The following is a 22565-nucleotide window of genomic DNA, read 5'->3' on the forward strand; positions in this document are numbered from 1 at the left end:
TGACCGGCGCTGTCCTGAAATTAATCCCCGCTTAACCTCTTTCCTGTTTATTCCCTCCATATTGCCGACTGCGCTCGTTCACGATCTGCGTGTAGACTTCGGCCATCCGAAAGCGCGCCGGTCGCCGCAAGGCCGCGCGTCGATCCATGCCTATCAAAGGGAAAAGCAATGAGTGAGGAAATGCTGCGGCTGGGCCGTGAGCGGCGCTATCTGGTGCTGCTGGGGTTGATCTGCCTGGGACTGATCGGCGGTGCTTTATATATGCAGGTAGTGCTTGGTGAAGCGCCATGCCCGCTGTGCATCCTGCAGCGCTATGCGTTGTTGCTGATCGCCATCTTCGCCTTCATCGGCGCGGCCATGCGCACGCGCCGCAGCCTGACGGTCTTCGAAGGCCTTGTCGTGCTTTGCGCGCTGGCGGGGGCGGGTGTGGCAGGGCACCATGTGTACACCCAGTTTTTCCCCGCGGTCAGTTGCGGTGTGGATGTGTTGCAGCCGATTGTCGATAGCCTGCCGCTGGCGAAGATCTTCCCGCTGGGCTTCCAGGTCGATGGTTTCTGTTCCACCCCGTACCCGCCGATCCTCGGCCTGTCGCTGGCGCAATGGGCACTGGTGGCGTTCGTCCTCACCGTCGTGCTGGTGCCATTGCTGGTGTCGCGCAATCGCAAGACGCTGCGCTGAAGTATCGTGGAAAAACGCCCCGGCTCTTCTTCGGAACCGGGGCGTTTTACGTTTCAGGGTCGATGGAGCAGCGTCTTGATCAGCGGCAGGATCACCCTGCGACAGTGTGCGACATGTTGTCACATATCTGCTGTCTCGCAGCCGTCCCGGGGCCGAATTGCCGCCTCATTCTGCAACAAAAAAACCGCCTGACCACCCTTCGTTTTCAATTGGGAGTCGCTCTGGAGCAGGCATTTTTAACAGCGCAGCGGGTTGCCTTCAAGGCCCCGGAAAACGGGCGCCTAAAGCGGGTCAAAGCTCGCCGGAAATTGCTCGAGCTGTCTAAATCGGGCGTAGTAGCCTTACGTTTTTTGGGGTTCTTGTTGAGAATTAATTTCGATAACATGCTGGCCCGTTGCAATATCGGCGGCAGATTATTGCCGGATCGGAGAAAAATTATTTCGGGTTAAGACATGGTCTCGAACGCCGCAGCTCACTACAATCGCCCGCACCGATTTTCCGACCCGGCTCAGGCTTGAGCACGAGAGTGGTCGAAGGGCGCCAGCGCCCCATGCGACCTCAGGTGTCGGTGCCTCCAACTACCCGCACCAAACGGAATTGGGCTTGAACAGGCCTTTGACCAACGAATAAGAACTCACTGCTGGCCCAGGATGTGTCGAACAGCGTCTGACGTTCGACGGGCAGCCCTTATTCAATCCAAGAAAATGCCAACCCTTGGCAGGGTGAAGTGTTGGCGATCAAAACCCAACTGCATTGCGCAAGCTGCTTTAGAGGTCGTGAGATGAGTAAAAACAGGTACCCCCGATTACTAGGCTTGTTGCCGCTGCTCGGCACGTTGCTGCTGGGAGGCTGCAACATGACCCTGCTCGATCCCAAGGGCCAGGTCGGCCTGGATGAGCGAAACCTGATCATCACCGCCACGCTGCTGATGTTGCTGGTCGTCGTGCCGGTTATCGTCATGACGTTCCTGTTCGCCTGGAAATATCGCGCGTCCAACACCAGTGCCACCTACACGCCGAAATGGTCCCACTCGACCAAGATCGAAATCGCGGTGTGGACCATTCCGGTACTGATCATCATTGCCCTGGGTTACATCACCTACAAGTCGACCCACGCCCTGGACCCGTACCGTCCGCTGGATTCCGACGTCAAGCCGATCACCATCGAAGTGGTCTCGATGGACTGGAAGTGGCTGTTCATCTATCCGGAACAAGGCATTGCCACGGTCAACAAGATCGTGTTCCCGGCCCACACGCCGGTCAACTTCAAGGTCACCTCCGACACCGTGATGAACTCGTTCTTCATCCCGGGCCTGGGCGGCCAGATCTACGCGATGGCCGGCATGCAGACCAAGCTGCACCTGATCGCCAACCAGAACACCGAACTTGAAGGTATCTCCGCCAACTACAGCGGCGCGGGTTTCACCGGCATGAAGTTCAAAGCGACCGCCACCACCCAGGAAGAGTTCGACGCCTGGGTAAACGAAGTGAAGAAGGCACCTAAACAGCTTGAAAAAGCTGAATACGAAGCCCTTTCCAAGCCGAGCCAGAACAACCCTGTCGAACTCTACTCGTCGGTCACGCCGAACCTGTTCCAGACCATCATCGATAAGTATGAAGGGATGAATCCGGGCAAGCCGATGCATCACGAGAAGAAAGACAAGGAAGTGGCCCACAACATGGAAGGGATGGACATGAGCTCGCATTCAGCTGCCGGGGCAGAGGAGTAAACGATGTTTGGTAAATTAAGTTGGGAAGCGATCCCGTTCCACGAGCCGATTGTCATGGTGACCCTCGCCATCATCGCGCTCGGTGGTCTGGCGTTGTTCGCGGGTATCACTTATTTCAAGAAGTGGACTTATCTGTGGACTGAATGGTTGACCTCGGTCGACCACAAGAAGATCGGCGTGATGTACATCATCGTCGCCATGGTCATGCTGCTGCGCGGTTTTGCCGACGCGATCATGATGCGTACCCAGTTGGCCATGGCCACCGAGGGCTCGCCCGGCTACCTGCCGCCTGAACACTATGACCAGATCTTCACCGCCCACGGTGTGATCATGATCATCTTCATGGCGATGCCATTCTTCACCGGCCTGATGAACCTTGCAGTGCCGCTGCAGATCGGCGCGCGTGACGTTGCCTATCCATTCCTGAACTCCCTGAGCTTCTGGCTGCTGGTGTCCGGCGTGGTGCTGATCAACCTTTCCCTGGGTGTCGGCGAATTCGCCAAGACCGGTTGGGTTGCCTATCCGCCGCTGTCGGGGCTGCAATACAGTCCGGGCGTCGGGGTGGATTACTACATCTGGGCGCTACAGCTATCCGGGCTCGGGACAACGCTGACGGGGGTCAACTTCCTGGCCACCGTGCTGAAAATGCGTACCCCTGGCATGAAGCTGATGGACATGCCGATCTTCACCTGGACCTGCACCTGGGCCAACGTGCTGATCGTCGCTTCGTTCCCGATCCTGACCGCTACACTCGCTCTGCTGACGCTTGACCGCTACATGGATTTCCACATTTTCACCAATGAACTGGGTGGAAATCCGATGATGTACGTCAACCTGTTCTGGGCCTGGGGTCACCCTGAGGTGTACATCCTTATCCTGCCGGCGTTCGGTATTTTCTCCGAAGTCATCTCGACCTTCTCCGGCAAGAAACTGTTTGGCCACCACTCGATGATCTACGCTTCCGGCGCGATCTCGGTACTGGGCTTCATGGTCTGGCTGCACCACTTCTTCACCATGGGTTCGGGTGCCAGCGTCAACGCCTTCTTCGGCCTGGCGACGATGCTGATCTCGATTCCGACGGGTGTGAAGCTGTTCAACTGGCTGTTCACCATCTACCAGGGCCGCCTGCGTTTCACCAGCCATGTGCTGTGGACCCTGGGCTTCATGGTGACCTTCGCCATCGGCGGCATGACCGGCGTACTGCTGGCCATCCCGGGCGCGGACTTCGTGCTGCACAACAGCCTGTTCGTGATCGCGCACTTCCATAACGTGATCATCGGCGGCGCCGTGTTCGGCTACATCGCGGGCTTTGCGTTCTACTTCCCGAAAGCGTTCGGCTTCAAGCTGCACGAAGGTTGGGGCAAGGCAGCGTTCTGGTTCTGGATCTCGGGCTTCTTCGTCGCGTTCATGCCGCTTTATGCACTGGGCTTCATGGGCATGACCCGTCGCCTGAACGCCACCACCAACCCTGAGTGGGTGCCGTACCTGTACGTTGCCATGTTCGGTGCGGTGATGATCGCTGTCGGTATCGCCTGCCAGCTGATCCAGCTGTACGTCAGTGTGCGTGACCGCAAGAAGCCGGAAAACATGTGCGAACACGGTGACCCGTGGAATGCCCATACCCTGGAATGGTCGACTTCTTCGCCACCACCGTTCTACAACTTTGCCGTGCTGCCGAAAGCGGAAACCATCGACCCGTTCACCGAAGCCAAGGAAAACGGTACCGCGTACCAGACTCCGGCCAGGTACGCGCCGATCCACATGCCCAACAACACCGCTACCGGTGTGGTCATGGGGGCTCTGTTGACCGTGTTCGGTTTCGCGATGATCTGGCACATCTGGTGGCTGGCCATCGCCAGCCTGGTCGGCACCGTGGTGTATTTCGCCATCCATGCCGCCCGTGATGATCAGGGCTACATGGTGCCGGTGGATGTCATCGAGCGCATCGAAGCCGAGCAGCACAAGCGTCTGGTCGCGGCCGGGAAAGTCCCAGCCTCCGCCACCCGTGTTGAAACCTCGTTGGAACAGGCTTAAACCATGTCGAACTTAGTGACCAATGTTGGACACGCCCATGGTCATGACCATGGGCACGATGACCATCACCACGACTCGGGCGAGATGACCGTATTCGGTTTCTGGCTCTACCTGATGACCGACTGCATTCTGTTTGCGTCGATCTTCGCGGTATACGCGGTGCTGGTTAACAACGTCGCCGGTGGCCCGTCGGGCCACGACATCTTCGAACTGCCTTATGTACTGGGCGAAACCGCGCTGCTGCTGTTCAGTTCGATCACCTACGGCTTCGCCATGCTGGCGTTGTTCAAGGGCAAGAAAACCCAGGTACTGGGCTGGTTGGCAATGACCTTCCTGCTGGGCGCCGGCTTTATCGCCATGGAGATCAACGAGTTCCACATCCTGATCGCCGAAGGCTACGGCCCTAGCCGCAGCGGCTTCCTGTCCGGGTTCTTCACCCTGGTCGGCACCCACGGTCTGCACGTGACCAGCGGTCTGATCTGGATGGCGATCATGATGTACCAGGTCCAGAAAAACGGCCTGACCGCCACCAACAAGACGCGCTTGAGCTGCCTGAGCCTGTTCTGGCACTTCCTGGACGTGGTGTGGATCTGCGTATTCACCGTTGTTTATCTGATGGGGACCCTGTAAATGGCTAACGCTCATTCCCATGATGGCCACGACGCCGGCCACGGCAGCGTCAAGTCCTACGCGATCGGTTTCATCCTGTCGGTGATCCTGACCGTCATTCCGTTCGGCCTGGTGATGTATCCAACGCTGCCGAAGAGCCTGACGCTCTGGATCATTCTGATCTTCGCCGTGGTCCAAGTATTGGTCCACCTGGTGTACTTCCTGCACCTGGACCGCTCGGCCGCCCAGCGTAACAACGTCATTGCGTTTGTCTTCGCTGCGCTGGTGATCGTACTGCTGGTCGGCTTGTCGTTGTGGATCATGTTCAGCATCCACTCCAACATGATGGCGCACTGAGGAAAGTCCGGATGTCACTGAAGCACTTTATCCAAATCACCAAGCCGGGGATCATTTTCGGTAACGTGCTTTCTGTGGCGGGCGGGTTTTTCCTGGCCTCGAAAGGGCATGTCGATCTGGCCATCTTCCTGGCGGCGATGATCGGCACTTCCCTGGTGGTGGCGTCCGGTTGCGTGTTCAACAACTGCATCGACCGCGACATCGACATCAAGATGGAACGCACCAAGAACCGGGCGCTGGTCCAAGGCCTGATTCCGGTGCAACTGGCCCTGGCATTCGCCACGGTGCTGGGCGTGGCCGGCGTGGCGCTGTTGTACTGGGTGGCCAATCCGTTGGCGGCGTTGTTCGCGGTGATCGGTTTTGTCATCTACGTCGGTCTCTACAGCCTGTACCTCAAGCGCAAGTCGGTCCACGGCACGCTGGTAGGCAGCCTGTCGGGGGCGATGCCGCCGGTGATCGGTTATGTCGCGGTCAGCAACAGCTTCGACATGGCTGCGCTGACGCTGCTGGTGATGTTCAGCCTGTGGCAGATGCCGCATTCCTATGCCATCGCGATCTTCCGCTTCAACGACTACCTGGCGGCTTCGATTCCGGTGCTGCCGGTCAAGCGGGGCATCCAGGTGGCCAAGAAGCACATCCTGCTCTACATCCTGGCCTTCCTAGTGGCGACCTTGATGCTGACGTTCAGCGGTTACGCCGGCATGAGCTACCTCGCCGTCGCCGCCGCCATGGGCATGTACTGGCTGTACATGGCCTGGACCGGTTACAAGGCGGTGGATGACACGGTCTGGGCACGCAAGCTGTTCGTGTTCTCGATCTTCACCATCACCGCCCTGAGCGTCATGATGTCCCTGGACTTCAAAGTGCCAAGTGAGCTGCTGCTGACCTACGCGCCTTAAGCTTCAGACGCTGCACAAAAAGCCCCGCCTTCGAGAGAAGCGCGGGGCTTTTTCTTGGGTGATATTCCGGACGCTGTCGACCTTCCACAAGGTTGCGGAGTGCCCGTTAATGCCTTATCAATGCTGGTCAATTTAATAGTTAGCGATTTATGACGAGCAAGGACGAGTTGGAAAACCTGACCTCCGAGCAAGAGAAGACGCTCAAGCGAGCCATGGAAGCAGAGTTGAAAGTACGAGGTACCTTTATGAAAAAACGCGATCTGTTTGCCGAGATGATGCAAGGCGTCGAAGAGATGGCCGCTCACCGCGAGGGCAAGATTACCCTTCGCCAGATAAAACGCCCAGGCGGCTTTGTTGATCAAGCTGGTCGAGAAGTTTCCGGACATGGTCGAACGGCTTGGCGCTGTTTGAAAAGCTGATAGCTATGAAAAAGCCCCGCCTTCGAGAGAAATGCGGGGCTTTTTCATAGGTAATATTCAGGGCGTTGTTGACCTTCCTGTGGGAGCGAGCCTGCTCGCGAAGCGGTGGGTCAGTTGAGCTGAGGCTGACTGACACGGCGCATTCGCGAGCAGGCTCGCTCCCACAAGGGCCCGGATTCGGGGGTTACTGCTGGGCGATGCTGTAGCCGTCGAAGGCTTTTTGCTGCTGCAAGGCGGTGACGATGCTTTTGCGGGTGACCGGCTGTTCGGTGCCGTCGTTGTCCAGGAAGGTTTCGCTTTCCAGCTCGGCTTCGTCGCCTTCGCCGATGAAGTTGAAGCCGAGGAATTCGAAGGCCTCGCGGTCGACGTTCGGCTTGGAGCGTGGTGTGCGCAAGGGCAGGGTGACGCTGATGCCGTCCTTGCTGATGACAAACACCTCGGCTTCCTTCTTGGCGCGCGCGGCCTTGCCCTTGCCGCCGCTCGGGTTGCTGATGGCCTGATGGGTCTGGTTCAGCACCTTCAGGGCCAGGCCGTAGACCAGTTCCTGGAAGGCCGGGTCATCCTTGTAGCTGGAAAGGATACGGCTGATCGGGAAGCGGCTGCTGAGGTCTTCCAGCGCGGCGAAATCGGCGGCTTCGGCGTCCTTGAGCTGCTTGAGCTGGCCCATCAGTGCGTAGGCCTTGTCGTCGTCGAACGCATCGTGAGCCTGGCGAATGGCGGTGCGCAGTTCGCGGATCTGGTCGCTTTCGCGGTTCGACTGGAAGGCATCGAGGACCATTTCGCTGATGCTTTTGGCCTGGGGCAGATGCTGTGAAAGATTGATGGAGTTTTCGTATTCCGCTTTGGACGACAGGGAGATTACAGATTCAGCGGTATTGGAATCGGACATTGAAATTTCACTACTTCTATTAGCGGGATATGGCGAGAAGACGCACGGGGCTTTTTTCGGTCGCCTAATCTATTGGACCCGGGCGGTGTTGTCACGGTCGGACCGGCCACCGGTGACTATTTCAATCGCCCAGCAGCTCCAGCAATCGCAACGCATCGGGCGTCGCGGCGCCGCTGGCGGTGTTGTCGAAGATGCACCAGGTCGGCGTGTCCGGGGCGGCCTTCAGTAGGACTGTCAGTCGCTGCAGCCACGCGTCTTCGTAGGCGGAGTAATAAATGCGCGGCGAGCCATGCAGCCGGTAATAACGCACGCCCGCCCAGCCCGCCGGTTGATCGCCGCCCGGCACAGGCGACGGGTCGGCGGCGACGCGGGCGATGCGCTCTTTCTCAAGCAATGCCATGGCCTGTGGCGCGAGCCAGCTCGGGTGCCGGGGTTCGAGTACCGCGTGGCCTTGATAACGGTCACGCAAGGCTTTGAAAAAGTCCTCGGCCTGGGTGTTATCGAAGGCCAGCGACGGCGGCAACTGGATCAACAGGCAACCAAGTTTCTCCCTCAATTGCGAGCATTGCCCGAGGAACTCATCCACCAGCCCCTCGCAATCATGCAAGCGCCGCTCATGGGTGATCTGCTTGGGCATCTTGACTGAGAAGCGAAAGCCCGCCGGCACACTCTCGGCCCATTTTGCATAGGTGGCGGGACGGTGCGGGCGGTAGAACGAACTGTTGATTTCCACCGCTGTGAAGCGGGCACTGTAGCGCTGCAAATGGGTGCCTTCAGCGGGAAAGGACGGCCATTGCTCCCTTGGCAATGACCAGCCCGCGCAGCCCACCAACACGGGCGAGGAGGAGAGGAGTCGAGTCGGCAATGGCGAGGACCTGATTGCAAGGGTTATAACCTATGACCACCGCCACGCCCCGAGGATCCAATCGGGCACTGCCCGTTCAATCACAGATCACATTCTTGCCAGCCATCTTGGAGCGATACAGTGCCTGGTCAGCCCGATCCAGTAGCGCTGCTTGCGGTTCGTCTTCGCGGCGTTGCACCACGCCAAAACTCATGGTGATCTGGAAATCGCCCACCGGCAGCAGGTCGGACAAGCCTCGGCGAATGGTTTCGGCCAACAGGACTGCATCGGCCTTGGACGTGTTGGGCAAGATCATGATGAATTCATCGCCGCCCCAGCGTACCAGCAGGTCGCCGTCGCGCTCGCAGCGCTTGACCGCCTGTACCACTTGCACCAGCGCCGCGTCGCCGAAGGCATGGCCGTAGCGATCGTTGATGTCCTTGAAGTCGTCGACATCCATGGCAATCAGCGACAACGGCTCGCGAAAGCGCTGCGTACGTTCACAGGCCAATGGTAGCGCCTGTTCCAGGCGATAACGGTTGGCGACCAGCGTGAGGGCGTCGGTTTCGGCGAGCCTGCGGTTTTCCTCGAGCTGGATTTGCAACTGCTCGTTGACCCGGGACAGTTCGCGGGTGCGTTCTTCGATGATGGCTTCGAGGGACTTGTTGCGCCGTTCAAGTTGTTCGAACAGACGCTTCTTGTCATCGATGCTGCGATGGGCACCGATCATGCGGGCGACGCTGCCATCGGGATTGCGGGCGATCACGTAGCCGCGGTCTTCGATCCAGATATAGGAGCCGTCATAGGCGCGGCAGCGGTATTCGGCCTGGTACTTAGGGGCGCGTTGTTCGAGGTAATCGTCGAATAACGCCATTACGTAGGGATAATCTTCCGGGTGGATCACACTCTCCCAGGTCAGCACGGTATTGCTCAGGGAGTGAGGCGTGTAGCCGAGCATCGTGTACCAGCCGGGATTTCGATAGACGAAGCCGGTGTTGGCGTTCCAGTCCCAGATGCCATCGCTGACCAGTTCCATGATGGTGTGCAGCACGTTTTCGTCCAGATCGGACAAATCGAACCGCAGCAAATCGATCTTCGAGGCGTCGTCCATATCGTTCCCTCAATCAGCCCTGATATCAAAATGCTTTCCAGGGGTTAAGAGTAGCCGATGGGGCGGGGCGCCACTAGCGGGAGGCATGGTTGATGGGACTCGCCGGCGCATACGCGGCCGCAGGGTAGCCCCACCGTGGCGAGGGAGCTTGCTCCCGCTGGGTTGCGCAGCAGCCCCCTGGATTATTCGTCCTGATTGCACTGACACACGGCATTGGGCCTGCTGCGCAGGCCAGCGGGAGCAAGCTCCCTCGCCACGAGAAGATTTATTACTTCAGGGTTTGCTCCACTTTTGCAGCGCAAACTCGACGAAACTGCGCAGCTTCGGCAAACGATAGCGATCCTGGGCGTACATCAGGCTCATCGGCCGGTGGGGCAGTTGATAGTTCTGCAACAGCGCCACCAAGTGTCCATCCTCCAGATCCTGCGCCACCAGCGCGTCCGGCAGCATCACCACGCCCATGCCGGCCAGGGCGGCGCGGTGCAGGCCCGACGAGCTGTTGATCAGCATCGGCCCGCGCACCGGCACTTTGATCTCCCCGTCCGGCCCGTTGATGGGCCAGTGCTCCTGGGCGAAACGCCATTCGTCTCCGGCGGAATAGGCAAACGACAGGCAGTCATGCTGTTGCAGGTCTTCGGGTTTTTGCGGCGTGCCGCGCCGTGCCAGGTAGGCCTTGGAGGCGCAGACGGTCAGGGTGTAGTCCATCAGGGGACGAACGATCAGCTTCGGGTCGGGACTGCCCAGGCGAATGGCGACGTCGAAGCCGTGGTCGAGCAGGTCCAGACGCTGGTTGGTCAAGACAACGTCGAGCTTGACCTGGGGATAACGCTGGCTGTACTCGGCCAGTGCCGGGGCGAGGCGCTCCGTGCCGAAGGTCAGCGGCGCGGTGATGCGCAAGGTGCCGCTGGGATCACCTTGGGTCTGCTCGGCCAGGCGTTCGGAATCGGCAACCAGCCCGATCACTTCCAGGCAGCGCTGATAGTAGGCCGAGCCGAATTCAGTCAGGCGCTGACGACGCGTCGTACGGTTGATCAGGCGCACACCCAGGCGTTGTTCTAGCGCCCGGAGGTGACTGCCGACCATGGTCGTGGACATTTCGCACGCCTGGGCCGCTGCGGTCAGGCTTCCGGTTTCCACCACTTTCACGTAAACGGTCATTGCCTGGAACAAGTCCATTATCAAGCTCTGCTTTTAAATGAATGAAGTAAAGCGGGGTTTATCCAGCGAGAGTGGCTAACCATACTGGAAAAAACCACCCGATGGAGCTAGATGTCATGACTGCCGCCTGCCTGATGAGCACTTACCAGCCCTTGGCGCTGAACTTCACCCATGGCTTGGGTACGCGCCTGTGGGATCAGGATGGTCGCGAATACCTTGATGCGGTGGCGGGCGTGGCAGTGACCAACGTGGGTCATTCGCATCCGCGGCTGGTGGCAGCCATCAGTGAACAGGCCGGCCTGCTGCTGCACACGTCCAACCTGTACAGCATCGACTGGCAGCAGCGGTTGGCCCACAGACTCACCCAGCTCTCGGGGATGGAGCGGGCGTTTTTCAACAACTCCGGCGCCGAGGCGAATGAAACCGCATTGAAGCTGGCCCGCCTGCATGGCTGGCACAAAGGCGTCGAACAGCCCTTGGTCGTGGTGATGGACAACGCTTTCCATGGGCGCACCCTGGGCACGATGTCCGCCAGCGACGGGCCCTCGGTGCGGCTGGGCTTCAATCGATTGCCGGGGGACTTCATCAAGGTGCCGTTCGGCGATCTCGGCGCATTGGAAAAAGTCCAGCAAGCCCACGGCGAGCGCATCGTTGCGATCCTGGTAGAGCCAATCCAAGGCGAAAGTGGCGTACAACTCGCGCCACCGGGTTACCTGAACGCTCTGCGGGATTTGTGCAGCCGGCGCGCCTGGTTATTGATGCTCGACGAGATCCAGACCGGCATCGGCCGCACCGGGCAGTGGTTCGCGTTCCAGCACGAGGGCATCGTGCCGGACGTGATGACCCTCGCCAAAGGCCTCGGCAACGGCGTGCCCATCGGTGCCTGCCTGGCGCGCGGCAAGGCCGCCGGACTGTTCACCCCCGGCAGCCACGGCAGCACGTTCGGCGGCAATCCTCTGGCTTGTCGGGTCGGCTGCACCGTGCTGGACATCATCGAGGAGCAAGGCCTGCTGGAGAACGCCAGACGTCAGGGCGAGCAATTGCTCAGCCGGTTGCGGGCTGAGTTGGCGGACAACCCGAATGTCCTGGAGATTCGGGGCCAAGGCTTGATGATCGGCATCGAACTCAAGCAACCGGTGCGCGACCTGACCCTCTGTGCCGCCCGGGATCATGGTTTGCTGATCAACGTCACCCGGGGCAAGACCATTCGCCTGTTGCCGCCGTTGACGATCGACGGGCGGGAAGTCGAGATGATCGTCAGAGGGGTGAGCCGCTGCCTGGCGCAGGCGTGAGGCTACCTCGTCCGGGCCGATGACTCATGGTGATCGGTCCGGGCGAAGCGCAGCGCGACGGGACGGAATTTTTGACGATTGTCGCGTTCCAACGCCAGCCAGAGTCGATTGCCTACACTTTGGCACTCAGACTGAAAACCCAGGAGCATCTTCATGTTCACCTCGCGTCGCTTGATCGTTGTCGCTACTGCCGTGGCCCTGTTGTCCGGCTGTGCGTCGCCCAACCCCTATGACAACCAGGGCCAGGCCTCTACCGAATCTTCGGGCATGAGCAAAACCGCCAAGTATGGCGGCCTCGGCGCCCTGGCCGGGGCATTGGCCGGTGCGGCCATCGGCCACGACAACCGGGGCAAGGGTGCGTTGATCGGCGCGGCGGTGGTTGGGGCCTCCGCGGCCGGCTACGGTTACTACGCGGACCAGCAGGAAAAGAAATTGCGCGCCAGCATGGCCAATACCGGCGTTGAGGTGCAGCGCCAGGGCGACCAGATCAAGCTGATCATGCCGGGCAACATCACCTTCGCCACCGACTCGGCGAACATCGCATCGAGCTTCTACCAGCCGCTGAACAATCTGGCCAATTCCCTCAAGGAGTTCAACCAGAACCAGATCGAGATTGTCGGCTACACCGACAGCACCGGCAGCCGCCAGCACAACATGGACCTGTCCCAGCGTCGCGCGCAGAGCGTGGCGACCTACTTGACGTCCCAAGGTGTCAGCGGCGCCAACCTCTCGGCCCGTGGCGCCGGCCCGGACAACCCGGTGGCAAGCAACGCCGACGTCAACGGCCGTGCGCAAAACCGTCGCGTCGAGGTCAACCTCAAGGCCATTCCTGGCCAGCAGTACCAGGCGCCGCAGCAGCAGGGGCAGACTTACCAGCAATATCCATAACCGCTGGACGTTAACTGAAAGGGGGCCATGGAAACATGGCCCTTTTTTTGTGACCGGCGCCTGGGCCTTTGTGGCGAGGGAGCTTGCTCCCGCTGGGCTGCACAGCAGCCCCCAGACCATTCACCTCAACCTTCCTGGCACACCGTGGTGGCTGATTTGCGCCTGCTGCGCATGCCAGCGGGAGCAAGCTCCCTAGCCACAAAGTGCTCCCTTAATTCGCTTCTTTCACCGCACTCAAGAATGCGCACGTCCGCTCCTGCTGCGGGTGCTCGAAAATCTGCGCCGGGGTGCCTTGTTCGTGAATCTGCCCCTTGTAGAAAAAGCACACCCGGTCGGCGAATTCCCGGGCAAAGCCCATCTGGTGGGTCACCATCAACATCGTCAGGTTGTGCTCGGCGCCCAGCTTGCGGATCACGTTCAGCACCTCGCCGCACAATTCCGGATCAAGCGCCGAGGTCACTTCATCGAACAGCATCACTTTGGGGCGCATCGCCAGCGCCCGGGCAATCGCCACCCGCTGCTGCTGGCCGCCGGACAACTGCGACGGGTAATGGTCGAGCTTGTTGCCCAGGCCCACCAGCTCCAGCAGGTCGGCGGCGCGCTCCCGGGCTTCCTTGGGGTTCATGCCCAGCACCTGCACTGGCGCCTCGATCACATTTTGCAGCGCGGTCATGTGGGGAAACAGGTTGAAGCTCTGGAACACCATGCCGATCTTGCCACGCACCCGGCGGATGTGCCGGTCATTGGCCGGAACCAGCACGCCGCTGCGGTTGGGCATGTGGGTCAGGGAATCGTCCTCGATGCGGATCTGGCCCTGATCGATCCCTTCGAGCGTCATCAGCACCCGCAGCAGCGTCGATTTGCCCGAGCCGCTGGGGCCGATGATCGCGACCTTTTCACCGGGCGCGACATCCAGGTTCAAATGATCGAGCACGGTGAAGCTGCCATAGCTTTTGGTCACGTCCTGGAAACTCACAATCGGCCGGGACGGTGTCGGAATCTGCATGGCCGGGGCCTCCTGCTGCGATGCCAGCGTGCTGCGCCGGGACAAATCGGTGGGCGTGGACAGGGGTAAAGTCATTAGCGTAGCTCCATGCGCGTTTCAAGGCGCCGTACCAGCCAAGCCAGGGCAAGGCTCAGGGCAAGGAAGAACAGGCCGACCAGGGTGATCGGTTCCAGGTAGCGGAAATGCTCGGAGCCGATGTTCTTGGCCTGTTGCATGATTTCCACCACGGTGATCGCCGATAGCACCGGCGTGTCCTTGAGCATCGCCACCAGGTAGTTGCCCAGCGGCGGCACGATCGGCCGCAGCGCCTGGGGCAGGATGATGTTGCGGTAGGCGTCGTACGGCGCGATGTTCAGCGCGGTCACCGCCTCCCACTGCGCCCGTGGCACGGCGTCGAGGCCACTGCGGTAGACCTCGGCGATGTAGCAGGCGTAATGCAGGCCGATGCCGAGGACGCCGACCTGCATGGCCGTCAGGCTCAGGCCGTAGTTGGGCAGCACGTAGTAAAGGAAGTACACCTGGATCAGCAACGGTGTGCTGCGGATGAACTCGATCACCGCCGTGGCCGGCCACGACAACCAGAACTTGCGGCTGCGCCGGCCAATCGCCAGGAACAGCCCCAGCACGATCGCGATCAGGAAACCGATCAGGGTAATGCCCACGGTGTTGAGCGACGCGCGCAGCAGGTCCGGGAGGATTTGTGCGGCGTAGGACCAATCGAACAGCGTCATGACAGACCTCCGCGCATCCGGCCCCGGCTCAGCCGACGCTCGACGTGGCGCATGCCCAGGTTGATGGCCTGGGCGAGGATGAAATACATCACCAGCGCCAGGCTGAAGATTTCCAGGGTCTGGAACGTCGCCTGGTCCAGTTGGCGTGCCCGGAAACTCAGGTCGGACAAAGTGATCAACGACACCAGCGAGGTATTTTTCAACAACTCGATCAGCAGGTTTGTGCCCGGTGGAATGGCCGCCAGCAAGGCCTGGGGCAGGATGATTCGCTTGAAGCGCGTATAGCTGCTGAAGTTCAGCGCCGTGCAGGCTTCGTATTGCCCCTTGGCGACCGAGCTGATCGCGCCACGCATTACCTCGGCCCCGTAGGCGCCGATGTGCAGCCCCAGGCCGACAATCGCCACGGCGTAGGGACTCAGCTCGATGTTGAACGGCGGCAGTGGCAGCACGAAGAACAGCCAGAACAGCTGCACCAGCAGCGAGGTGCCACGAAACACCTCTATGTAGGTGATGGAAAACCAGCGCAACGCGCGCCACGGCGAGAGCCGTCCGAGTGCCGCCAGCACCGCGGCGACAATCGCCAGCAACGAGCCAAAGAATGTCACCTGGAGCGTGACCCAGGCCCCTTGAATCAATAACGGAAGTAATTCGCCCATGGTTCAACCCGTATCCGATGAGGCTGGGAACAGGCATCACGCGTACGCGTTATGCCCGTTTCGGCACGCCAGTGTCGATTACGGCTGAGCGCAGAGCTCGGCCGCGGTCTTGCTGGTGACGTTGGACTTGTCGAAACCGAATGGTGCGACGGCCTTGAGATGTTCCTCCGAGCCCAGCCACTTCTTCAACTCGGCGTTGACCGCGTCGCGCAGGTCCTTGTCCTCGGGCCGGAAGGCCAGGGCGCCGTAGCCGATGTGGGACGGGTCGTCCTTGAACTCGGTCATCGCCTCGACTTTGTCGCCGCCCTTGCTGGCCAGGCCTTTCATGGTCAGTTGTGTGCCGACGGCGGCATCGGCGCGACCGGCGCGCACCGCTTGCAGTTGCGCCGTAGTGTCGGGAACCTGGAGGATCTGTTCGTCCTTGACCCCCGAGTCGCGGGCGTAAGCGAGGTTGACCGTACCGGCCATGATTGCCAGCTTCACGTCCGGTTGCTTGGCGATGTCTTCGTAGCTGTGGAGCTTTTTCGGGTTGCCCTTGGCCACGAGCAGGGCGTCGGGCAACTGGTACTGTGGGTCGGTGAACAACACTTGCTTGCACCGCGCCGGGGTGATGTACATGCCGGCGGCAATCACGTCGAAACGCCCGGCGCGCAGGCCCGGAATCAGCGAGCCCCATTCGGTGAGCACCCCATTGACCTGCTTGATGCCCATCCTGGCGAAGATGATCTTGGCGATCTCCGGCGATTCGCCGGTCACGCTGCCGTCGGTTTCGGTGAACGCAAACGGCGTTTCGTTGGCGTAGCCGATGCGGATGCTGCTGTTGCTTTTGACGGTATCCAGGGTGGCCGCTTGAACGCTGCCGGCCAGGCCGAGCGCGGCACACGTCAACAAGAGGCGGCGCAGGGGCGTGCAGCTGCTGGTTGGAAAATTGCTCATCGATAAAATCTCCTGTTTCTTGTGGATCCGTCGCTGGACGGTTCTGTGTTAGGAGGCAGTGTGGCAAGAGCAAAGCGTACAGCGGCGGATCCGGGCGGGGCCTGAGTCGGTAACAGCGCCGGTACAGGTCGATCCGGCTTTTTGTCGGGGCAGTGTGCCCGCCTGGATGACGACCTTGGACCGAGCATACAAAAGCCCCGGCGCCGATTGTATTGCACTAGGACAATTGCTTTGCCGCGAAGCCCGAGCAATGCTGGGCGCACCAGTACACAGGCGGGTCGCAGCGTTATGGATAAGTGGAAATCAGCCTTGGACGTCGCCCGCAGCGGTGAATCCAAATACAAGATTCTGGTCCAGGCGATCGCCGACGACATCGAACAGGGCATCCTCGCCAACGACCAGCGCCTGCCGCCGCAACGACAAGTGGCCGACGCCATGGGCATCAGCGTGCAGACCGTCACCAACGCCTACAAGGAACTGGAGCGCCAGGGGCTGGTGCGTTGCGAAGTAGGACGCGGCAGTTTCGTTTCGCGGCGCATGAGCGACCGGGTCGCCACTTACATACTCGACAGCCCCGAGCGGGCGCTGGTGGATTTTTCCATCACGCGGATCCTGCACACTCGCGAGCATGATCAGTTCTGGCGCGACACCTGCGCCGAGCTGAGCACCGAAGAGGATCAGCCATGGATTCATGCGTTTCGTCCGATTGCGGGGTTTGAATCCCATCGCGAAGCGGCGGCGCAATGGATCGGCCGGCAGGGGCTGAAGGTCGATCGCAACGACGTCCTGATTACCAACGGCGCGGCTCATGGCATCTTCCTTGCCCTGGCTTCCCTGGCCGGTCCCGACGACGTGGTGCTCTGCGAAGGGCTGACCGACCACGGTGTGATCGGCAATTCCCAGGTGCTGGGTTTCACCCTCAAGGGCCTGGACACCGACCGCCACGGCATCGATCCCGAGCATTTCGAGGACATGTGCAGCAACGAGCGCATCACCGCGCTGGTGTGTACACCCAACCTCAATAACCCCACCACCAGCCTGATGCCCGACACCCGCCGCCGGGAAATCGCCGAGATTGCCCGGCGCTTCGGCGTGCACATCATCGAAGACGATGTCTACGGGCCGTTGCTGGACGAGCGCCGGGCGCCGCCCATCAGCCATTACCTGCCGGAGCTGTCGTTCTACTGCACGAGCATGACCAAGTCAGTGCTCACGGGCTTGCGCATCGGCTACCTGGTGGTGCCCAAGCGCCTGGCGCTGCGCACCGAGAGCATCCTGCGGGTGAACAGTTGGATGGCCACGCCGATGGTCTCGGAGATCGCCGCTCGCTGGATTCGCGACGGGCGCGCCGACTCGTTGTTGCATTTACAACGGCGCCTGTTGGCCGGGCGCCAGGCGATGGTCACCGAGTACATGGGCGAGCACGTCTTGGCCCAGCATCCCCATGCCTTAAATGCCTGGATCGGTATCCCGCCCCACTGGGAAGTCGACAGCCTGGTGCGGGCGCTGCGCCACAAGCACATCGCCGTCACGTCCCCCGACCCGTTCACCGTGCGCGGCACACCGCGGCCACGGGCGGTGCGAGTCTGCGTTGGCGCCGAATGCAGCGATGAAGAAATGCGCCACGCGCTGATCGGCATGCGGCAGATCTTCAACCAGTATCCGCAGATTCATGATTTTTGATAACGCGAACAAAAATCCCGTGGGAGCGAGCCAGCTCGCGAAGGCGGCAGCACATCCAGCATTGATGTGACGGGTAGACCGCTTTCGCGAGCAGGCTCGCTCCCACAAGGGGATTTTCTGCAGCCTCTAAATCTGGGCACGCCACAGTCCAAACTGTGGGAACGAGCTTGCTCGCGATAGCGGTTTGACAGTCAGCAGGGATGTCGGAAGTGAGGGCCTCATCGCGAGCAAGCTCGCTCCCACAGGGAACTGTGGTGACTTTGGAACTTCATCACTAAATTGCCCTAGTACATTCATCAGTAGAATCCGGCCCTCTTAGACTGCGCTCAACACATCGGCTCGGGACGCGGTCATGACAGGGTTGCAGCTTCAGGACATCTACCTCGCTCGCCAGCGCATCGAGTCGCTGGTGCGGCGCACGCCCATGGAGTACTCCGCCAGCCTGTCGCGATTGATCGGCGTGCCTGTGTACCTCAAGCTGGAATCCCTGCAGATCACCGGCAGCTTCAAGCTGCGTGGCGCCAGCAATGCCGTGGCGCAACTCAGCCCGGGGCAGAAGGCGTCAGGCGTGGTGACGGCCTCGACCGGTAACCATGGTCGGGCACTGGCCCATGCCGCATCGCAACAAGGGGTCAAGGCGATTGTCTGCCTGTCGAACCTCGTGCCGGCCAACAAAGTGCAGGCGATCCGCGATCTGGGCGCCGAGGTGTGCATTGTCGGCCAGTCCCAGGACGACGCCCAGCGCGAGGCCGAGCGCATCGCCCGCGAGCAGGGCGCGACCTTCCTGCCGCCGTTCGATCATCCCGCAATCATCGCCGGCCAGGGCACCCTTGGCCTGGAGATCCTCGAACAGCAAGCGGATGTGGCCCAGGTGCTGGTGCCATTGTCCGGCGGCGGCCTGTTCGCCGGTGTGGGCCTGGCCCTGAAAAGCGCCAATCCAGCCATTCAAGTCCACGGCATCAGCATGGCGCGAGGCGCCGCGATGCACGCCAGCCTCGCCGCCGGCCAGCCGCTGGAAGTCGAAGAGCTGCCGACCCTGGCGGACTCTCTTGGCGGCGGCATCGGCCTGGACAACCGCTACACCTTCGCCATGACCCGGCAGTTGGCCGATGACGTGCACCTGCTCTCGGAAGCTTCGATCGCCAACGCCCTGCGCCACGCCTATCACCACGAACGCCTGGTGCTCGAAGGTGCCGCCGTGGTGGGCATCGCGGCGTTGCTCGACGGCCTGGTCGAACCGCGCGGACCGATCGTGGTGGTGGTCAGCGGGCGCAACGTCGACACCGAACAACATGCCCGCGTGATCGCCGGCGCCAACGCCTGATAACCCGTTAACGGAGCCTGTCATGAGTGAAGTCACCCTATTGAGCGAGGCCGACCTGCGCAGTTGCGTGGCCCTCGACCTGGCCAGCATCGACGCCATCGAACAGGCCTTCGTACTGCTGGCCACCGCGGCCGTGGCGATGCCGCCGATCCTGCGGCTGGACATTCCCGAGCACAACGGCGAAGTGGATGTGAAGACCGCTTACCTGCCGGGCCTGGAGCGCTTCGCCATCAAGGTCAGTCCGGGTTTCTTCGACAACCCCAAGCTCGGCCTGCCCAGCCTCAACGGCATGATGATGCTGCTCTCGGCGCGTACCGGTCTGCTGGAGGCGCTGCTGCTCGACAATGGCTACCTCACCGCCGTGCGCACCGCCGCGGCCGGGGCGGTGGCGGCGCGTTGCCTGTCTCGCGAGCAAAGCCGCAGCGTGGCGTTGATCGGGGCCGGCGAGCAGGCGGCGTTGCAGCTTCAGGCGCTGCGCCTGGTGCGGCCGATCGACGAGGTGCGGGTCTGGGCGCGGGATGCGCAAAAGGCCAAGGCGTTCAGTGATGGACTGGCCCGAGACAGCGGACTTGCCGTCACGCCCTGCAGCTCCATTGACGCTGCCCTGGAGGGCGTGGATATCGCGATCACCTGCACGCCCAGCCGCGAGCCGCTGATCGAGCCCCGCCACTTGCACCCTGGCCTGCACATCACCGCGATGGGCTCGGACGCGGAGCACAAGAACGAAATTTCCCCACAGGCCCTGGCAGCCGTCGACTGCTATGTCGCCGATCGCCTCAGCCAGACCCGCGTGCTCGGCGAACTGCACCATGCCTTGGCGGCCGGCTTTGTCCGTGACGATTTGATGGAACTCGGGCAAGTGCTGGCGGGCCAGCAGCCCGGGCGCTCCGATGCAACGCAGGTAACGCTTTGCGACCTGACCGGCACCGGCGCCCAGGACACCGCCATCGCCAATCTGGCGTTCGAGCGGGCGAGGGCGGCAGGCAAGGGTTTCGCGTTCGGTCGTTGAATCGATTTGTTTATTCGTGTCATTGAACAGAGGGCAGGTGGATGTCAGAGATAGTCGTCAATCTTCCGTTCCAGCGGGAGGAATACGCCCAGCGCCTGGCAAAGGTTCGCGCGGCGATGCAGGTCCAGGGCCTGGAGCTGTTGCTGGTCACCGATCCGTCGAACATGGCCTGGCTCACCGGCTATGACGGTTGGTCGTTTTATGTGCACCAGTGCGTGCTGCTGGCGCTGGACGGCGAGCCGGTGTGGTTCGGGCGTGGCCAGGATGCCAACGGGGCGAAGCGCACGGTGTTCATGCAGGCCGATAACATCGTCGGCTACCCGGACATTTACGTGCAGTCTCGCGAGCGTCATCCCATGGACTACCTGTCCCGCGAGGTGATCATTGCCCGTGGTTGGGGCGCGCTGAGCATCGGCTTGGAAATGGACAACTACTACTTCAGCGCCGCCGCGTACCTGTCGCTGCAAAAGCACCTGCCCGAGGCGAAGCTGGTGGACGCGGTGGGCCTGGTGAACTGGCAGCGCGCGGTCAAGTCGCCGCAGGAAATCGCCTACATGCGCATCGCCGCACGCATCGTCGAGAACATGCACAGCCGGATCCTTGAACGCATCGAGCCGGGCATGCGCAAGAACGAACTGGTGGCCGAGATCTACAGCAGCGGCATCCTCGGGGCCGACGGCCATGGCGGCGATTACCCGGCTATCGTGCCGCTGCTGCCCACCGGTGCCGACGCCAGCGCACCGCACCTGACCTGGGATGATTCACCGTTCGAAAAAGGCGCTGGCACCTTCTTCGAAATCGCCGGCTGCTACAAGCGTTACCACTGCCCGCTGTCGCGCACCATTTACCTGGGCAAGCCGCCGCAGCATTTCCTCGACGGCGAAAAAGCCGTGGTCGAGGGCATCGCCGCCGGCCTGGACGCGGCCAAGCCGGGCAACACCACCGGCGACATTGCCGTGGCGTTTTTCAAGGTGCTGGAAAAGTTCGGCATCCACAAGGACAGCCGTTGCGGCTACCCCATCGGCATCAGTTATCCGCCGGATTGGGGCGAGCGCACCATGAGCCTGCGCCCCGGCGACAACAGCGTGTTGCAGCCGGGCATGACCTTCCACTTCATGCCGGGGCTGTGGATGGACGATTGGGGCCTGGAAATCACCGAGAGCATCCTGATCACCGAGACCGGCGTCGAGACGCTGTGCAACGTGCCCCGTCAACTGTTCGTGAAGGATTGAGCCATGCGCGAATTGCCCAGCAATCCCATCAGCGCCACGGTCGACTTCAGCCGCGAGGGTGTGCAGCACGGTTTTCTCAAGTTGCCGTATTCGCGGGACGATTCGGCCTGGGGCGCGGTAATGATCCCCATCACCGTGATCCAGCGCGGCAGCGGCCCGACCGCGCTGCTCAGCGGTGGCAACCACGGCGACGAATACGAAGGCCCGGTGGCCCTGAGCAAACTGGCCCAGCAGTTGAGCGCCGAAGACGTCAGCGGGCGGATCATCATCGTGCCGTTCATGAACACCCCGGCGTTCCGTGCCGGACGCCGGACTTCGCCCATCGACAAAGGCAACCTGAACCGCAGTTTTCCCGGCAAGCCGGACGGCACCGTCACCGAGAAAATCGCCGACTATTTCAACCGCACCCTGCTGCCGTTGGCTGACCTTGTGCTGGACATTCATTCCGGTGGGCGAACCCTGGATTTCCTGCCATTCGCCGCCTGCCACGTATTGCCGGACAAACAGCAACAGGCGCGTTGCGAGGCCGCGATGCTGGCGTTCAACGCGCCGTATTGCATGCGCATGCTGGAGCTGGATGCCGGGTCGATGTACGACACGGCGGCCGAGTCCCAGGGCAAGGTGTTTGTTACTACCGAACTGGGCGGCGGCGGTTCGTCCACCGCCCGCAGCGTGGCGACTGCCGAGCGCGGGGTGCGCAACCTGTTGATCCACGCCGGCATCCTGCGGGGTGCGATCGAGTTGCAGCCGTCGGTGATGCTCGACATGCCGGACGCCAGTTGCTTCGTCGCCAGCGAGCATGACGGCTTGCTGGAAATGTGTCGCGACCTCGGCGAAAGCGTGAACCAGGGAGAAGTGGTGGCGCGCATCCACGACGCCACCCGCAGCGGCGTCGCCCCGGTTGAATACCGCGCCGCCCGCGGCGGCCTGCTGGCGGCGCGGCACTTTCCCGGGCTGGTGCAGTGTGGCGATACGCTGGTGGTGATCGCGGATGTGTTGGCTTGATAGCCCTCAACTGACACGTACACACCCTGTGGCGAGGGAGCTTGCTCCCGCTGGGGCGCGCAGCGGCCCTGATCTT

At 61.4% G+C, this 22565-nt stretch carries 23 protein-coding genes; 15 read left to right on the plus strand and 8 right to left on the minus strand.

Annotated features, from left to right (window positions below; translation table 11 throughout):
• Nucleotides 1–168: 168 nt before the first annotated feature.
• The 8 genes from M1E16_RS04425 (at nt 169) to M1E16_RS04460 (ending at nt 6725) form a co-directional block, all read left to right on the plus strand.
• A complete protein-coding gene (locus M1E16_RS04425; RefSeq protein ID WP_434569750.1) occupies nt 169–678 on the plus strand; it encodes a disulfide bond formation protein B in 510 nt (169 codons plus the stop codon).
• A 62-nt stretch (nt 679–740) separates the two neighbouring features.
• The gene (locus tag M1E16_RS04430) at nt 741–1127 is read left to right on the plus strand and encodes a hypothetical protein (protein WP_458129298.1); all 387 of its coding nucleotides are present in this window, start codon (nt 741–743) and stop codon (nt 1125–1127) included.
• Nucleotides 1128–1459: 332 nt separating this feature from the next.
• A complete protein-coding gene (cyoA, locus tag M1E16_RS04435) occupies nt 1460–2407 on the plus strand; it encodes a ubiquinol oxidase subunit II (RefSeq protein ID WP_458129299.1) in 948 nt (315 codons plus the stop codon).
• A 3-nt stretch (nt 2408–2410) separates the two neighbouring features.
• Nucleotides 2411–4441 (plus strand): cytochrome o ubiquinol oxidase subunit I, encoded by a 2031-nt coding sequence (cyoB, locus tag M1E16_RS04440; protein ID WP_434626009.1) that lies wholly within the window; start codon nt 2411–2413, stop codon nt 4439–4441.
• A gap of 3 nt (nt 4442–4444) precedes the next feature.
• The gene (locus M1E16_RS04445; protein ID WP_053125033.1) at nt 4445–5071 is read left to right on the plus strand and encodes a cytochrome o ubiquinol oxidase subunit III; all 627 of its coding nucleotides are present in this window, start codon (nt 4445–4447) and stop codon (nt 5069–5071) included.
• A complete protein-coding gene (gene cyoD / locus M1E16_RS04450) occupies nt 5072–5407 on the plus strand; it encodes a cytochrome o ubiquinol oxidase subunit IV (protein WP_249876093.1) in 336 nt (111 codons plus the stop codon). It begins immediately after the preceding gene.
• 11 nt (nt 5408–5418) lie between these two features.
• Complete coding sequence (gene cyoE / locus M1E16_RS04455; protein ID WP_039591595.1) at nt 5419–6306, plus strand: heme o synthase; 888 nt, start codon at nt 5419–5421, stop codon at nt 6304–6306.
• Nucleotides 6307–6455: 149 nt separating this feature from the next.
• Complete coding sequence (locus M1E16_RS04460; RefSeq protein ID WP_458130385.1) at nt 6456–6725, plus strand: hypothetical protein; 270 nt, start codon at nt 6456–6458, stop codon at nt 6723–6725.
• A gap of 184 nt (nt 6726–6909) precedes the next feature.
• Here M1E16_RS04460 and M1E16_RS04465 read toward each other — a convergent pair whose 3' ends face one another.
• From M1E16_RS04465 to M1E16_RS04480, 4 genes are all read right to left on the minus strand, one after another.
• Nucleotides 6910–7614 carry a hypothetical protein gene (locus tag M1E16_RS04465; protein ID WP_434673575.1) on the minus strand — a complete coding sequence of 235 codons (705 nt, stop codon included), beginning with the start codon at nt 7612–7614 and terminating at the stop codon, nt 6910–6912.
• Nucleotides 7615–7735: 121 nt separating this feature from the next.
• The gene (locus M1E16_RS04470) at nt 7736–8479 is read right to left on the minus strand and encodes a DUF72 domain-containing protein (protein WP_458129300.1); all 744 of its coding nucleotides are present in this window, start codon (nt 8477–8479) and stop codon (nt 7736–7738) included.
• Nucleotides 8480–8555: 76 nt separating this feature from the next.
• Nucleotides 8556–9569, minus strand: coding sequence for a sensor domain-containing diguanylate cyclase (locus M1E16_RS04475; RefSeq protein ID WP_458129301.1), 1014 nt, complete (start codon nt 9567–9569; stop codon nt 8556–8558).
• Between the two features lie 273 nt (nt 9570–9842).
• Nucleotides 9843–10745: a LysR family transcriptional regulator gene (locus M1E16_RS04480; RefSeq protein ID WP_458129302.1), complete on the minus strand. Its 903-nt coding sequence runs from the start codon at nt 10743–10745 to the stop codon at nt 9843–9845.
• Nucleotides 10746–10843: 98 nt separating this feature from the next.
• Between M1E16_RS04480 and M1E16_RS04485 the strand changes: the two genes are divergently transcribed.
• Both M1E16_RS04485 and M1E16_RS04490 read left to right on the plus strand, forming a co-directional pair.
• Nucleotides 10844–12019: an acetylornithine/succinylornithine family transaminase gene (locus tag M1E16_RS04485; protein WP_458129303.1), complete on the plus strand. Its 1176-nt coding sequence runs from the start codon at nt 10844–10846 to the stop codon at nt 12017–12019.
• Between the two features lie 153 nt (nt 12020–12172).
• The gene (locus tag M1E16_RS04490) at nt 12173–12907 is read left to right on the plus strand and encodes an OmpA family lipoprotein (protein WP_018604257.1); all 735 of its coding nucleotides are present in this window, start codon (nt 12173–12175) and stop codon (nt 12905–12907) included.
• Between the two features lie 211 nt (nt 12908–13118).
• Here the strand turns inward: M1E16_RS04490 and ehuA are convergent, their stop codons facing one another.
• The 4 genes from ehuA to ehuB all read right to left on the minus strand — a co-directional run bounded on the left by ehuA (nt 13119) and on the right by ehuB (nt 16236).
• A complete protein-coding gene (gene ehuA / locus M1E16_RS04495; RefSeq protein ID WP_434695797.1) occupies nt 13119–13988 on the minus strand; it encodes an ectoine/hydroxyectoine ABC transporter ATP-binding protein EhuA in 870 nt (289 codons plus the stop codon).
• Entirely contained in the window at nt 13988–14644 is a 657-nt protein-coding gene (ehuD, locus tag M1E16_RS04500; RefSeq protein WP_434695796.1) for an ectoine/hydroxyectoine ABC transporter permease subunit EhuD, read from the minus strand. The genes ehuA and ehuD overlap by 1 nt, the downstream gene beginning before the upstream one ends.
• Nucleotides 14641–15300, minus strand: coding sequence for an ectoine/hydroxyectoine ABC transporter permease subunit EhuC (gene ehuC, locus M1E16_RS04505; protein ID WP_434625989.1), 660 nt, complete (start codon nt 15298–15300; stop codon nt 14641–14643). Before ehuC ends, ehuD begins: the two co-directional genes overlap by 4 nt.
• A 78-nt stretch (nt 15301–15378) precedes the next feature.
• A complete protein-coding gene (gene ehuB / locus M1E16_RS04510; protein WP_305496678.1) occupies nt 15379–16236 on the minus strand; it encodes an ectoine/hydroxyectoine ABC transporter substrate-binding protein EhuB in 858 nt (285 codons plus the stop codon).
• 288 nt (nt 16237–16524) lie between these two features.
• On the opposite strand from ehuB, the gene ehuR reads away from it, so the two are divergent.
• From ehuR to doeB, 5 genes are all read left to right on the plus strand, one after another.
• A complete protein-coding gene (gene ehuR / locus M1E16_RS04515; protein WP_434625984.1) occupies nt 16525–17919 on the plus strand; it encodes a MocR-like ectoine utilization transcription factor EhuR in 1395 nt (464 codons plus the stop codon).
• A 352-nt stretch (nt 17920–18271) separates the two neighbouring features.
• Entirely contained in the window at nt 18272–19243 is a 972-nt protein-coding gene (gene eutB / locus M1E16_RS04520) for a hydroxyectoine utilization dehydratase EutB (protein WP_458129304.1), read from the plus strand.
• A 22-nt stretch (nt 19244–19265) separates the two neighbouring features.
• Nucleotides 19266–20252: a cyclodeaminase gene (locus tag M1E16_RS04525; protein WP_434625980.1), complete on the plus strand. Its 987-nt coding sequence runs from the start codon at nt 19266–19268 to the stop codon at nt 20250–20252.
• 41 nt (nt 20253–20293) lie between these two features.
• Nucleotides 20294–21484 carry an ectoine hydrolase DoeA gene (gene doeA, locus M1E16_RS04530; RefSeq protein ID WP_458129305.1) on the plus strand — a complete coding sequence of 397 codons (1191 nt, stop codon included), beginning with the start codon at nt 20294–20296 and terminating at the stop codon, nt 21482–21484.
• Nucleotides 21485–21487: 3 nt separating this feature from the next.
• Complete coding sequence (gene doeB / locus M1E16_RS04535) at nt 21488–22489, plus strand: N(2)-acetyl-L-2,4-diaminobutanoate deacetylase DoeB (RefSeq protein WP_458129306.1); 1002 nt, start codon at nt 21488–21490, stop codon at nt 22487–22489.
• The last annotated feature ends 76 nt before the right edge of the window (nt 22490–22565 follow it).

The organism is Pseudomonas sp. Z2-11, from assembly GCF_054161305.1.

What these genes read in the sequence shown, in the direction of transcription:
- ehuD (WP_434695796.1), bottom strand. Translation starts at nt 14,644, where the DNA reads ATGACGCTGTTCGATTGGTCCTACGCCGCACAAATCCTCCCGGACCTG.
- M1E16_RS04445 (WP_053125033.1), top strand. Translation starts at nt 4,445, where the DNA reads ATGTCGAACTTAGTGACCAATGTTGGACACGCCCATGGTCATGACCAT.
- ehuA (WP_434695797.1), bottom strand. Translation starts at nt 13,988, where the DNA reads ATGACTTTACCCCTGTCCACGCCCACCGATTTGTCCCGGCGCAGCACG.
- cyoB (WP_434626009.1), top strand. Translation starts at nt 2,411, where the DNA reads ATGTTTGGTAAATTAAGTTGGGAAGCGATCCCGTTCCACGAGCCGATT.
- doeB (WP_458129306.1), top strand. Translation starts at nt 21,488, where the DNA reads ATGCGCGAATTGCCCAGCAATCCCATCAGCGCCACGGTCGACTTCAGC.
- M1E16_RS04525 (WP_434625980.1), top strand. Translation starts at nt 19,266, where the DNA reads ATGAGTGAAGTCACCCTATTGAGCGAGGCCGACCTGCGCAGTTGCGTG.
- M1E16_RS04430 (WP_458129298.1), top strand. Translation starts at nt 741, where the DNA reads ATGGAGCAGCGTCTTGATCAGCGGCAGGATCACCCTGCGACAGTGTGC.
- M1E16_RS04475 (WP_458129301.1), bottom strand. Translation starts at nt 9,569, where the DNA reads ATGGACGACGCCTCGAAGATCGATTTGCTGCGGTTCGATTTGTCCGAT.
- cyoE (WP_039591595.1), top strand. Translation starts at nt 5,419, where the DNA reads ATGTCACTGAAGCACTTTATCCAAATCACCAAGCCGGGGATCATTTTC.
- doeA (WP_458129305.1), top strand. Translation starts at nt 20,294, where the DNA reads ATGTCAGAGATAGTCGTCAATCTTCCGTTCCAGCGGGAGGAATACGCC.
- M1E16_RS04465 (WP_434673575.1), bottom strand. Translation starts at nt 7,614, where the DNA reads ATGTCCGATTCCAATACCGCTGAATCTGTAATCTCCCTGTCGTCCAAA.
- eutB (WP_458129304.1), top strand. Translation starts at nt 18,272, where the DNA reads ATGACAGGGTTGCAGCTTCAGGACATCTACCTCGCTCGCCAGCGCATC.
- cyoD (WP_249876093.1), top strand. Translation starts at nt 5,072, where the DNA reads ATGGCTAACGCTCATTCCCATGATGGCCACGACGCCGGCCACGGCAGC.
- M1E16_RS04425 (WP_434569750.1), top strand. Translation starts at nt 169, where the DNA reads ATGAGTGAGGAAATGCTGCGGCTGGGCCGTGAGCGGCGCTATCTGGTG.
- M1E16_RS04490 (WP_018604257.1), top strand. Translation starts at nt 12,173, where the DNA reads ATGTTCACCTCGCGTCGCTTGATCGTTGTCGCTACTGCCGTGGCCCTG.
- M1E16_RS04485 (WP_458129303.1), top strand. Translation starts at nt 10,844, where the DNA reads ATGACTGCCGCCTGCCTGATGAGCACTTACCAGCCCTTGGCGCTGAAC.
- M1E16_RS04480 (WP_458129302.1), bottom strand. Translation starts at nt 10,745, where the DNA reads ATGGACTTGTTCCAGGCAATGACCGTTTACGTGAAAGTGGTGGAAACC.
- ehuC (WP_434625989.1), bottom strand. Translation starts at nt 15,300, where the DNA reads ATGGGCGAATTACTTCCGTTATTGATTCAAGGGGCCTGGGTCACGCTC.
- ehuR (WP_434625984.1), top strand. Translation starts at nt 16,525, where the DNA reads ATGGATAAGTGGAAATCAGCCTTGGACGTCGCCCGCAGCGGTGAATCC.
- M1E16_RS04460 (WP_458130385.1), top strand. Translation starts at nt 6,456, where the DNA reads ATGACGAGCAAGGACGAGTTGGAAAACCTGACCTCCGAGCAAGAGAAG.
- ehuB (WP_305496678.1), bottom strand. Translation starts at nt 16,236, where the DNA reads ATGAGCAATTTTCCAACCAGCAGCTGCACGCCCCTGCGCCGCCTCTTG.
- cyoA (WP_458129299.1), top strand. Translation starts at nt 1,460, where the DNA reads ATGAGTAAAAACAGGTACCCCCGATTACTAGGCTTGTTGCCGCTGCTC.